The following is a 13,030-nucleotide window of genomic DNA, read 5'->3' as shown; positions in this document are numbered from 1 at the left end:
TTAATTCCTTATTAAATAGCTAAAGTTGTAAATTGTTAAATATGCATCAAACTGACTTATTCTTAGATCTTTATTTGTGATTGAAGAAAATTTATTTTTAAGTTCTTCTTTTAACTTTTGATTGATTTCATGGTTGTAGCTATGATCATATTCTTTAGCATTTTTGTAATAAATAGATAAATCATACTCTTTACTATGAAGTTTTCTTGATAATGAGGTATTTAAACTCATACTACTATCAAATGAGTAGAATATAAGATTGTCATTGATTATTTCAACTTTATCTTTTGTTTTTTTGCATGTATAACTATCATTAGATAAGAACTTTTGAAAATTTTTACAAGTCAATTCTTTTTTATAATTTATAGAGTCTTGCATAGCTGTAATATCATTAATAATTACACTTGGAATACTGCTAAATTTAATAGCCATTCTAATATCATTAATTTTTAAAGTACCACTAAAAAGTAATCCCATGAATAGAAGTATTGATAATATTAATATAATAATTAGTGCTAATGCAGTTGTTCCTAACTCTTTTTTTCTTTTCATACATTAGTCCTGAAAAAAACCATTATCTACCTTTATTTAGAATAATAACTTTATATATAAAGTTGCAGGAAAAATAATATCCTTATAAAATTTAACAACTTCTTATATAAAGTTATAAATTGAAAGATATTGAATTATTAGATAAAGATTACATACAGAATCTATACATTAAAATTGGTAAAAATGTGAAAAAAATAAGAGAAGAAAAGAATATTTCTCAACTTGCATTGGCCCAAGCAATAGGACATAAATCTGTTACTGTAATTTCATGTTGTGAGATTTGCTATAAAAACTATCATTTTAATATAGAGCATCTTGCAAAAATTGCTTATGTTTTAGATGTAAATATTGAAGACTTTTTTATTTAAAATACTTTTTATACATTATAAACAATTATACTTTTTCCCAGATAAATAATTATACCCCTCATTTTAAGACATTTGGTTAAATTAATGAATAATTAGATATTATCAATAATTATACTTTTTTTTATTTTATAAAACTTTTTGACCCCTTAACATTTGCATCTTAAATGCACTTATTACTTGCTTTCTTATCTCATTGGAACTTATTGTTGATTTTGAATCTACACTTGTATCATTCATAATTACATACAAATCAATCCTGTCCAAAAAAGGTTCACTTAAACGATTTTTATACCTTTTAATTTCAAGTTCATTACATCTGCAATTATTTGAAACTGAAAGTAAGTTTCCACAAGGGCATGGGTTCATAGCTGCCACAAATAAAAACTTTGTTTCATATAAAACCTTTGAATTTGCACGACTAACTAACAAAGAGTAATCTTCTAATGGTTCTCTTAATGCTTCTATTATAGAGGAGCTAAAATGTGGAAGTTCATCAAAAAATAGAATTCCTGAGTTTGCTAAACTTATCTCTCCTATATTTGTTCCTCCTACAATAGAAGCTTTTGTTGAAGTATTGTGAGGACTTCTTATTGTTCTAATTGGTTTAAAATCTGGCTCTTTTAATTGTAATGCTTGTAATTTTGCTATTTCTAAAATTTCATCAATACTCATTGGTGTCATTATAAAAGGTAATCTTTTTACAAGCATAGATTTCCCAACTCCAGGACTTCCTTCTAAAATTATATTATGATTTCCAGCTGCTGCGATAAGTGATGCTTTTTTTGCGTTTTCTTGACCTCTTATATCCTTAAAATCTAACTTATATTCATTTATAAAATAAAACTCCTTACCATTTATATTTATTTTTTCATATTCAAATTTTTCTTTTTTGTATAAATATTTATCTTTTTCTTTTCCTTTAAAAAAATCAATTGCATCTAATAAATTTTTGACACAATAAATATTTATATTTGGAATTTTAGATATTTTTTTAGCACTTTTTTCGCATACTATTACATTTTTTATTTTCCCCTGTTTTACTAAAGATAAGATTATGGGAAAAATTGAATAACTATCTTTAATATCACCATTTAATGACAATTCCCCAAATATGTGATATTCTTTAAAATCAACTTTTTCTTCATAGAGTGAAACCAATAAAGCAATAGGTAAATCAAAATGACTTCCAGTTTTTTTAATCTCGCTTGGTGCTAGATTTATGGTGATTTTTTTAGGAGGAAATTTGAACTCATTTGTTAATAAAGATGATTTTACTCTATCCTTTGATTCTTGTATACTATTTGTTGCCAATCCTACAATTGTAAAACTAGGTAAACCTTTTGTGAATGTTGCTTCAACACTTACCTCTTTTGCTTCAATTTCATTTAATGTAGCTGATTTTATGATTTTCATTTGACTTCTTTAAATAATTCATTTAATTATAACAATTTATATATTTATTTCAAATAATAAATAATTACATTTTTTATTTTAATTTTTAAATTCTGAAAAATTATAATATATATATTTTTTTATTTTAATTCCATCAATAAATTTGTTATAATAATTAAAGACTCAAAAAAAGATAATATTATGTTAAGAAATAATGCTCTACTTAAAACAAAAATTGTTTATTTCATTGTTTTTTTATCCTTAACATTCTGGGCTGTATTTGCTTTTTTTACAATGAATCAACTAATTAGTTCCCAAGAGGTTTATGCTAAAATAATCAACATCAGTGGTAAACAAAGAATGTTATCACAAAAAACTACATTGATGGCAAAAAGAACATTTGAAACAAATAATCAAAAATTGTTAGACCATACTTTAGAATTAATTAAAGTGATGAAAGAGGATCATAATTTTTTAATTAATAATTTAACTTCAGAAAATATGGAAAACATTTATTTTAAAACTCCCTATAATCTTGATAAAAAAGTTAAAGACTATTTTTTAATTTTTGATGAATTTTTAAAAGAAAAAAATAAATCTAATCTTCAAAAAATAGAAGAATATTCTTATAACTTATTACCAGAATTAAATATTGCTGTTTACAAATTTGAAGAGGAGAGTAATCAAAAAACATTTGAACTTAAAAAAAGAGAATTAATAATACTTTTTGGAACATTACTAACCCTATTTCTAGAAGCTTTTTTTATTGTTATTCCCTCAATAAGAATAAATGAACAAAAAGAAAAAGAGTTACAAGAGATCAATAATAACTTAGAAAATAGAGTAAAAGATGATATAAAAGACTTAAGAGAAAAAGACAAAATAATAAATGAACAATCGAAAATGATTTTTATGAGAGAAATACTAAATAATATCTCACACCAATGGAGACAACCATTATCTATTATAACTACAGCAGTTAGTGGGATAAAACTAAAAAAAGAGTTTAAACAATTAAATGAAAAAGATTTAGATGAGTATTTAAATGTAGTATTAGAAAATAGTCAATATTTATCAAAAACAATTGATAATTTTAGAAGTTTCTTTGAAGATAAAGATGATATGACAACATACAAGTTTTCATCTTTGATAGAAAAGATTGAAAATCTTTTAAAAGAAGAGTTTGATAAATATAAAATCAACTTCATTTTAGATATTGAAGAAGTATCTTATTATGGAAATGAAACAAGATTGTTAAACTCAATACTTCATATTTTACACAATGCAATAGATGTTTTAAAAAAGAAAAAAGATCAAAGACTTATTTTTATTAGTATATATAAAAATGAAAATTTTCATATAAAAATAAAAGATAATGGTGGTGGGATAGAAGGAGATATTATAGGTAAGATATTTGAACCATATTTTACCACTAAACATAAATCTTTAGGTAAAGGAATGGATTTATATATTGTTAAAGAATCAATAGAAAAAATCTTAAAAGGTTCTATAAAAGTCACAAATGAACAGTATACTTACAAAGGAATAGATCAAAAAGGTGCATTATTTGAAATAATTTTACCTTCAAATCAATAAAAAGTTACGATATATTTACTTAAATTAAATATAATATCTATGTCTTAAAGGAGTTAATATGCAAAAAGAAATTAGTACTCAAGATGAAAGGTCAAAAAACTATCTAAAAGATTGTTTTATGCAAAAGTGCAGAAATGAATATGATGATTATTTAAAAGATGAAGAGTCTTCACTAGATAAGTATGCAAAATTTTCAATACAATATCTTCAATATATATCATTGGGAGTATTTTCTACGGCTGTAGTATTACAATCCCCATTAAACTTTAATCTTATAGCAGCATTCTTAGCATTGTCTTTTTTAGTTTTTTTCACTTCAGTTATATTGATTTTAAGATACTCTATGAAAAATAGTAATGATATAAAACTAAAAAATGATATCTATGATGCATGGACAAAAACTGTTCTTTATGCTATTTTATTAAACTTGTTATTGATTTTTGTAGAAAATGGTCTAAACCAAATTTTAGTAGTTTTATTTTTTGCAACAATTGCAATAGTATTTATTCAAAAAAGTAAAAAAACAATTTAGTAAAAACAATATTATCTTAATACCCTTTTTAGTTATAGTTTTATAATTAAAAAGGGAACAGAAGAAAAAGTTTTATTTACCTTTTAACTTCTTTTTCCATTCTTTTTCAAATTTCTTTCTTTTGATTATTGAAAGGTTTTCTATAAAAAGATGTCCAGTTAAATGCTCCATCTCATGCTGCCAAGCAACAGCTAAAAAGTCTTCGCACTCCATAGTTTGCTTTTGTCCATCTCTATTATAATATTCAACTATTATATGTTGAGCTCTTTTAACCTCTTCATTAAATCCAGGTACACTAAGGCACCCTTCTACAAAAATTTGAACACCGTCTTTATGAGTAATTACAGGATTAATTGCTTCAATTAAATCCTCTTTGTCTTGTATATCTTCCTCATTAGGGAGATTAATGATTAATACATTTAAAGGGATAGCAACTTGAATTGCAGCAAGTCCTACTCCATTTTGATCAATCATTGTTTCATACATGTCATCTAAAAGAGTGTGAAGTTCTTCATCAAACTTCACCACATCTTTTGACTTTGTTCTTAATAATTTATTTGGATATGTTAATACTTCTCTAATCATTTTAAACTTTACTTATGGCTAGTGATAACCTCATCAATTAAACCATATTCACAAGCTTCATCAGCACTCATAAAGTTATCTCTATCAGTATCTCTTTCAAGAACTTCTAAAGGTTGCCCTGTTTGTGCTGCTAAGATTTCATTTAATGTATCTTTCATTCTTTGAATCTCTTTAGCTTGGATTTGAATATCTGTAGCTTGTCCTTGAGCTCCACCTAATGGTTGGTGAATCATTACTCTTGAGTGAGGTAAAGAATATCTTTTACCTTTAACTCCAGAAGATAATAAAAATGCACCCATAGATGCAGCTTGCCCAATACAAATTGTACAAACATCAGGTTTAATATAATTCATAGTATCATAAATTGACATACCACTTGTAATTACTCCACCTGGAGAGTTGATATATAGATAGATATCTTTATCTGGATCTTCAGCTTCTAAGAATAATAGCTGAGCAACAATAGATGAAGCAACTTGGTCATTTACTTCGCCACTTAACATAATAATTCTATCTTTTAGAAGTCTAGAATAAATATCATAACTTCTTTCACCTCTTCCACTTTTTTCAACTACGTATGGTATATAACTCATTTTCTTTCCTATTTATTAGTTTCCTAATTTTTCGTCTAATAATTTTGTAATTACTTTATCTTCAATCATAGACATTTTAATAGCAGGTAAGTATCCAGCTTCTTGATATTGTTTTAATACATCTTGTGGATTTTGACCCATTTGCATTGCCTCATAGTAAATTACTTGAGTAACTTCTTGGTCATTTACCTCTACACCTTCAGCTTTTGCTAATGCATCAACAATGAAAGTTGCTTTTACAGATTTCTCAGCATCTTCTTTTAATTCATCTCTGATAGTTTCTACTTTTGATGCATCTTCTTGTAATTCTTTAATCTCGTCTTCTGACATTGATCTAACTTTGTTGTTAAGTGCAAAGTTAATTTCTTGATCTACAACAGTTGCAGGTAATGTGAAATTTAATTCATTTACTAAAGTATCAAGGTAAGCCGGTTTTAACTCATCTCTATAATAAGTACCTTTTTGCTCAGCTACCATTTGCTCTTTAATTTTTTCTTTTAATGCATCAACATTTGCTTCACCATCATAACCTGGTAAAAACTTAGCAGCTAATTCATCATTGATTTCAGCAGGTACTTTTTCTTGAATCTCATTAAGAGTTACTTTGAATACAGCTTCTTTTCCAGCTAATTCTTTTGATTGATATTCAGCAGGGAAAGTAACAGTTACATCTTTTTGCTCTTCATATTTCATACCAATAATTTGCTCTTCAAATCCAGGGATAAATGAACCTGAACCAATCTCTAGTGGATATTCTTCACCTTTTCCACCTTCAAATGCAACACCATCAACAAATCCTTCGAAATTGATTACAGCGAAGTCACCTTCTCTAACCATTCTTTTTCTCTTGATTTTTTCTAATGGAGCAGATTGAGCAGCTAACTCGTTTAATCTTTCCTCAACATCTTTTTCTTCAATCTCTTTTAATTCAACAGCAGGAACTAAAGATTTGTAATCACCTAAATCTACATTTGGCTTACAAGCAACTTTAATTTCAATTTCAATAGAACCATCTTCTTGTTTTTCAAATTTAGCAAATTGTGGCTCACCTACTAAATCTTCATTAGGGATTTCTAATTCTTTTAAAGCATCACCTAAAATAGCTCTAACTGCTTCACCTTCAGCATCTTCTCTTAATTTGTCAGCATATCTTTGTTTTACAACAGATACAGGAACTTTACCTTTTCTAAATCCTTGAATATCCATTGTTTTTGCAGCTTGCTTAGCTACTTTATCAATATTTTGCTCTACAGTTTCTGTAGAAATTGTTGAAGTAATAACAGCATTTGCGTCATCAACTCTTTTTGCGTTAAATTCCATTAACTTTACTCCGATTTTTTAGTTTAGCCGTGATTTTATCTTAATTTTAATAAAATAGCCATTAGATATATTTAGACCAAAAGAAAAGAGTAAAATACTTTGCAATTTCTATACCATAATGTGTTATTTTTAATGTTAATTCCAGTTTTTTTGTTGATGTTTTTGATTATTACAAATAAAGACACTTTTCAAAAATATTTTTCAAAAGATATATTAGAGAAACTATCAGTTTCAAATAAATATATGGGAAAAACAACAAGAAATATTTTGTTTTTTTTATCTTTAATTTTAATGACAATTGCACTTGCACGACCTGTTATAAATGAAAAAGAACAAAGTTTTAAACAAGAAGTTGCTTCAATTGTTATTGCAATTGATGTTTCTAAATCTATGTTTGCAAATGATGTCTATCCAAATAGATTAGCAATGGCAAAACAAAAACTTCTTAATATCATAGATGAATCAAAACAAAATGCACTTGCGGTTATTTTGTTTGCAAAATCATCTTTTATACTTTCCCCTGTAACGCAAGACTTTAATTCATTGAAAATTTTAGTTGAAAATTTAAATACTGGAATGAATTTTGACAATGGCTCAAATATTTTTTCAACATTAGAAGCAACAAATAAACTTTTAAAAGATTACGAAAATAAAAATCTACTTCTTCTAACAGATGGAGGAAATGTAAGTTCTTATGAAAAAGAGATTGAATATGCAAATGAACATAAAATAAATGTTTATACTATTGCTATAGCTACAAACAAAGCCTCTGCAATAAAACTTGATGATGGTAAATTTTTAACAAAAGATGATGGTTCTATTGTAACTGTTGCCTTAAATGAAAACATAAAAAAACTGAGTTTAAATACAAATGGTGGATATATTAAATATTCAATAGATAATAATGATTTAAAACAAATTCTTCAAGATATTAATCAAAAATCAGAAAAAAAACAATTAGAAAGTAAGAAGTTTAAAACCTATACTGAACTATTTTATTACCCTTTAGGCCTAGCTATTTTTATTCTTTTTATTGCATTCTCATCACTGCCAAAATTTCTTTCAAAAAATGTTGCTAACATTATAGTTTTATCCTTTATCTTTATTTCATCAAATGAGTTAAAGGCTTTAGAGTTTGATTTTGAAACTATTGAAAAAGCAAATAAAGCATATGAAAATAAAGACTTTGAAGAAGCATCAAAAAACTTTGATAAGATTTTAAACACACCAGAAGCTAGATATAATTATGCAAACTCTTTATACAAAAATAAAAAATATAAAGAGGCTTTGATGCAATATAAAAATGTAACTACTTCCAATAAAAGTCTTGAATATAAAAAGTTACATAATATGGGGAATTCTTATGTTAAATTAAATGATTTAGAAAATGCAAAAAAGATGTATGAAAATGCTTTAAAAATCAAAGCAGACAAAGAAACTAGAGAAAACCTTGAAAAAGTTCAAGATATTTTAGACAAAATAAAAAAACAGCAAAATAAGAATAAAGAAAAACAAAATAATAAAGACAAGAAAGAACAAAAAGAAAAAAATAAAGATAAGCAAAACAAAGATAACAAACAAGACAAAAAGAAGCAAGATAAAAATAAAGAAGAGAATTCACAAAATAAACAAAAGCAACAAAACGATAAAAAAGAAAAAAATAAAGAAAAACAAAGTTCACAACAAAATCAAAGTCAAATACAAAAACCTAAACAATTATCAGATTTAGAAGAAAAGAAATGGTTAGAAAGATTAGAAAATAAAAAATCTCCAGTATTATTGAAAAAGGTAAAAACCAAGAATGAAGATACATCTTCAACTCCTTGGTAAAAATCTTTTAAATATACTTTTTTCTAAACTTTTAATTAATTAGAACTTTTCTTTATTGTTTTGTTATACAAATTTAAATTTCCACATTCTTGTAATAATTCTTTATAATAAGAGGAACTTGAATACTCTTTTTTTAGCTTTTCAAAAAACTTACCATAACCTTTAAAAATATACTCTTCATAACTTTTTTCTCTATTCCAAGAGTATGCTCTTTTGGGCTCATAGCTTTTATATGAATTATAATTTCGCTCTTTTGAGTTATTAATTTCATATAAAGCTAACTCACTTTTTGCAAGCATATATACAATTTTTGCTCTAAATTCTTTATTTTTAGAATTTTCGAGAGCTTTCTTAAAGTGTTTTATTGATAAATTTATCTTATTTTTTTCAAGTTGTTTTTCTTTGAAATAGTAAGTACTTTTATAAACACTTGTTAAAATATTTGAATTTCCCCAAAAACTGAGATTATACATTGCATTAGCATAAAGATAATTGTCCATAGGATTATTTGGATTTGTTTTTAAATTATTTTGAATCTCAATTAATTTTTTTACTGTATCATAAAGAGTATATTTATTATTGATAAAAACTCTATTATTTCCTTTTATATAGTTATTAAAAATATTAAATTTCAATTTAATATTTGAAGGTTTTATCAAAGACAAAACTTTTTCAAAGTTTAGATTATTCATAAGTATTTTAATATATGCAGATTTCAATTCTTTCTCAAAATATTTATTATTTATTTTATTTATAATATATTTTTCTAAATTTGTCTTATTTTTCTTATGAAAAAGTGCTTGAAATTTTTCATATTTGTTAAGAGTAATTGAGTTGATATCAATATAGTTTATATTTTTTGATAAATAGTATTTAAAAGTATCACCTTGATTTTTGTATATATCTTTGATTTTATGAAAAGTATATCTATGAACTGATCTATTATTGCAAGATTGTTTTAATAAGATATTTAATTTTTGTGCAATCTCATTTTCATCTTTTTTATCAATATAATTTATACTATTTAGATAAATTATATAACTCAATATATTTAGTTCATGTATATTTTCACCTTCTACACTTTCATATGCTTTTTCTAAATATAAACTTGAATGTTCCAAATCATTTTCATAAAAATAGAAATATGCTAATGATAAATTTATCATATACATTTTATCTTTTTTTATAGTTTCTAAATATTTTATAAAAGGTTTAAAATCCTCTTTATTTTCTTTTTTACTTCCCCACATTGGAATATCAAAAAACTCTTGTGAATTAAGAAGTTTTCTAAATAATAATAGATCAAAAAATTTAGAGTTTTTATTAATACTTTCAATATTTTTCAATTCCTCTATTATATTTGCATTAATATTTAAAGCTCTAATAGAATAAAACTTAATCTTCTCTTCGTCATTTTTAGCCAGCTTTATAAGATTGGTCCATTGTTTATCTGTTTTTATATATTTAAAATTATAATAGGCTAAATGCCAATTTAATTTATCTTTCCCAAAAAGTTTAGTAAATTCATAAACACCTTTTATAGTTTTGCCCTCTCTTATAAGGCTTCCTGCATATTGTCCTTGAATCCAATCTTTTATAAAACTATTTGTATTTTCCAATAAATATTTGTGATTATTAAAAATTTCTATGGGATTATTCACATTATTATAATGGGACAATCTAATTGCTAGAAAAAAATATCTAAGTTTTAAATAAGAAGAAGACAAATTATCTATTCTATTTAAAGCTTTATCTATAAGATTGGAAACTTTCTTTTTATCTATTTTCTTTTTTTTATAATAATACCATCTATTAGTTGCTACAAAAGATTCTTGCTCTTCTAAAAAGTTAAGATATTCTACAATCTCTTTATTTTTGATTTTTGAAATATTCTTATTTTTATAAATAAACTCTTCTATTTGCTTTTTTGTAAATTTATTTTTAAACTCTTTATACCACTCATCAATATTTTTTTCTTTTATCTTTTTTTCATAATCAGAAATCAAACTATTATAAACAGAACTATAATTTAAATTCCCAGAAATATTTGTAAACTCATAATTTCTTTTATGTATAAATCTAAATTGATAATCTTCTGGCCAAAAACCACCTCCACAAGAAAAACTTGAGCTTATAAATATAACAAGTATTAAAACAATTTTTATCAAATACTATCCTTTAATAGTTTTTTTAAATCATATTTATTTTTATATTTTATTGTATAAAAAATCACTTCCTTAAAAGAGTCCTTACTTAAAGAAAAAAACTCCTTTAAAGCTATTTTCAAAGAATCTAAACTTGCTTCTTCAAATCTAAAAATATCACCTTTATAAACATATTTTCCCCTAAAATAAAAACTTTTTGTAACTTCATAATAATTAGTTTTTATTTTTTTAAAATTATTTATAAAATCTTTGTTTTGAACACCTTCAAAAATATCTAAAGCCTTTTTATCTCTAAATTGTATTGCTTGGGTATACAAAGGTAATGCCAACTTTAGTTTAAGTGGATAAATATCAAAATTATAGTGATATCTTTTTGCAATTTCATTATCTAAAATGGAATTATTTGTATCGTAATCTGCAACTTTAGACATATTATAATACATCAAAACTCCATAATCTATTGGAGGAACTCCTGTTTTATAAAAATATTTTATTTGATGTAATCTTATTGTTGCACTTAATTTTTTATTGAACTGTTCTTTAATTTTTTTTAAAAAAGAAAAATATTTAGCTTTTGAATTTAAAGACCAGTCACAGTCAAATTGAATTTCATCAAATTCAAAAGGTAAAGATTTTAAATCTGTTTTTACTTTTTGTAATAACTCATTTAAAAATGCATTTTTCATTGCTTTATTACTTATATAAATAACCGGAATAAAATTTTTAGGCTTGCTTTTAAATGAAGTTTTTATTGCTTCTAATTTATTTGAATAATCAATATCTAAAATTTTTATATATAATTTTTCTTTTGTATTTTCAAGAGAAAAACTGTTTTCCCAAGAATAAAAAGAATAAGTTAAATCATTTTTTTGTACTTTAAAAAACAGAGAGAAAACAAGAAGTATTAAAACAAAAAAAATAGATTTTTTCATATAATCAAGATTAAATATGAAAGATTAAAAAATCTCAAAACTAATAGTTTTGAGATTTTCTCATTTGCATTAATTCTTTTTGAACAGAGATATTAATATTTTCATTTGGTTCAAAATCTAACTTATAACTTCTTCCATCATAGTCAACAGAGTTAAGTATAATTTTCATTGCTTCTAATCTTGCTTTTTGTTTATCATCACTTCTTACAACATACCATGGCGCTGATCGTGAAGAAGTACGTCTTAACATCTCATATTTCTTTTCAGAAAATTCAGACCATAAATCTTGTGCTTGCATATCAACTTCAGAAAACTTCCAATGTCTTAAAGGATCATTGATTCTTCTATCAAATCTTCTTTTTTGCTCCTCTTTTGAAACAGAGAAATAAAGCTTGATTAAGATCATTCCTTGTCTAACTAAATCTTGCTCAAAGTTCACAACATCTTCCATAAAGATTTCATGTTCCTCTTTTGTACAAAAACCAAAGATTGGCTCAACCATTGCTCTGTTGTACCAAGACCTATCAAATAAAACCATCTCTCCACCTGTTGGGAAATGTTCAATATATCTTTGGAAAAACCATTGATTTTTTTGAGTATCAGTTGGCTTACCTAGTGCAACAACTCTGTAGTGTTTGTTATTCATATATCTTGTAATTCGTCTAATTGCACCACCTTTACCTGATGCGTCTCTTCCTTCAAAAAGAATAATCATTCTTTTATTTTGAGATTCTAAATAGTTTTGAAGTTTAATTAACTCAATTTGATACGATTTTAACTCTTCTAGGTCATAAATTTTTTGAATACCATCATGTAAAACTTGAGGGTCTACATTTTGAAAATTCCCTAAAATTCCTTTTAGTATTTTATTTTCTTCAATCAAATCTTCATATTTCTTATCTGAGATACTTTTTTCTGGTTTTATAATTTCTTTAGTCTCTTTTAGTGTATTTTCATTGATAACTGAATCTTTAAATTTTTGCATTAAATTTAATGCAGATTTTTTTGTAAGATTATCTTTTTTTGTATAACCTAATACTTTTACATATCTTTTTTTATCATATTGAAATCTTGCAATATATTTTTTTCCAAAAGCAGGATGTGTAGCTTTTGAGATATATAGTCCACTATAATTTGTTTTTTCAAAATCACTTAAATTCATTTT

The 13,030-nt window shown here is 24.7% G+C and carries 12 protein-coding genes; 4 read left to right on the top strand and 8 right to left on the bottom strand.

What is annotated here, in order from left to right; translation table 11 throughout:
- Entirely contained in the window at positions 1-552 is a 552-nt protein-coding gene (locus tag AC2TY9_RS07520; protein WP_489780328.1) for a hypothetical protein, read from the bottom strand.
- 119 nt (positions 553-671) lie between these two features.
- On the opposite strand from AC2TY9_RS07520, the gene AC2TY9_RS07515 reads away from it, so the two are divergent.
- Positions 672-920 carry a helix-turn-helix transcriptional regulator gene (locus AC2TY9_RS07515; RefSeq protein WP_489780327.1) on the top strand — a complete coding sequence of 83 codons (249 nt, stop codon included), beginning with the start codon at positions 672-674 and terminating at the stop codon, positions 918-920.
- A 126-nt stretch (positions 921-1,046) separates the two neighbouring features.
- On the opposite strand, the gene AC2TY9_RS07510 is transcribed toward AC2TY9_RS07515, so the two are convergent.
- Positions 1,047-2,333, bottom strand: coding sequence for a YifB family Mg chelatase-like AAA ATPase (locus AC2TY9_RS07510; protein ID WP_489780326.1), 1,287 nt, complete (start codon positions 2,331-2,333; stop codon positions 1,047-1,049).
- Between the two features lie 180 nt (positions 2,334-2,513).
- Between AC2TY9_RS07510 and AC2TY9_RS07505 the strand changes: the two genes are divergently transcribed.
- Positions 2,514-3,908, top strand: a complete 1,395-nt coding sequence (locus AC2TY9_RS07505; protein ID WP_489780325.1) for an ATP-binding protein — start codon at positions 2,514-2,516, stop codon at positions 3,906-3,908.
- 58 nt (positions 3,909-3,966) lie between these two features.
- Positions 3,967-4,440 (top strand): hypothetical protein, encoded by a 474-nt coding sequence (locus AC2TY9_RS07500; RefSeq protein WP_489780324.1) that lies wholly within the window; start codon positions 3,967-3,969, stop codon positions 4,438-4,440.
- Positions 4,441-4,512: 72 nt separating this feature from the next.
- Here AC2TY9_RS07500 and def read toward each other — a convergent pair whose 3' ends face one another.
- Genes def through tig form a run of 3 tightly spaced genes read right to left on the bottom strand, consistent with a single transcriptional unit; the run spans position 4,513 to position 6,938 of the window.
- Positions 4,513-5,025 carry a peptide deformylase gene (gene def / locus AC2TY9_RS07495; protein ID WP_489780323.1) on the bottom strand — a complete coding sequence of 171 codons (513 nt, stop codon included), beginning with the start codon at positions 5,023-5,025 and terminating at the stop codon, positions 4,513-4,515.
- Positions 5,026-5,033: 8 nt separating this feature from the next.
- The gene (gene clpP, locus AC2TY9_RS07490) at positions 5,034-5,618 is read right to left on the bottom strand and encodes an ATP-dependent Clp endopeptidase proteolytic subunit ClpP (RefSeq protein ID WP_489780322.1); all 585 of its coding nucleotides are present in this window, start codon (positions 5,616-5,618) and stop codon (positions 5,034-5,036) included.
- A 15-nt stretch (positions 5,619-5,633) separates the two neighbouring features.
- Positions 5,634-6,938 carry a trigger factor gene (gene tig / locus AC2TY9_RS07485; protein ID WP_489780321.1) on the bottom strand — a complete coding sequence of 435 codons (1,305 nt, stop codon included), beginning with the start codon at positions 6,936-6,938 and terminating at the stop codon, positions 5,634-5,636.
- Positions 6,939-7,070: 132 nt separating this feature from the next.
- On the opposite strand from tig, the gene AC2TY9_RS07480 reads away from it, so the two are divergent.
- Positions 7,071-8,768: a vWA domain-containing protein gene (locus AC2TY9_RS07480; RefSeq protein WP_489780320.1), complete on the top strand. Its 1,698-nt coding sequence runs from the start codon at positions 7,071-7,073 to the stop codon at positions 8,766-8,768.
- Between the two features lie 35 nt (positions 8,769-8,803).
- Here the strand turns inward: AC2TY9_RS07480 and AC2TY9_RS07475 are convergent, their stop codons facing one another.
- From AC2TY9_RS07475 to ppk2, 3 genes are all read right to left on the bottom strand, one after another.
- A complete protein-coding gene (locus AC2TY9_RS07475) occupies positions 8,804-10,936 on the bottom strand; it encodes a hypothetical protein (RefSeq protein ID WP_489780319.1) in 2,133 nt (710 codons plus the stop codon).
- Positions 10,933-11,619 carry a hypothetical protein gene (locus AC2TY9_RS07470; protein WP_489780318.1) on the bottom strand — a complete coding sequence of 229 codons (687 nt, stop codon included), beginning with the start codon at positions 11,617-11,619 and terminating at the stop codon, positions 10,933-10,935. The genes AC2TY9_RS07475 and AC2TY9_RS07470 overlap by 4 nt, the downstream gene beginning before the upstream one ends.
- A 286-nt stretch (positions 11,620-11,905) precedes the next feature.
- Complete coding sequence (gene ppk2 / locus AC2TY9_RS07465; protein WP_489780317.1) at positions 11,906-13,027, bottom strand: polyphosphate kinase 2; 1,122 nt, start codon at positions 13,025-13,027, stop codon at positions 11,906-11,908.
- Between the last annotated feature and the right edge of the window lie 3 nt (positions 13,028-13,030).

The sequence above is a fragment of the Arcobacter sp. ISO1 genome, assembly GCF_058105185.1.
This window is presented reverse-complemented; position numbering and strand designations above follow the sequence as displayed.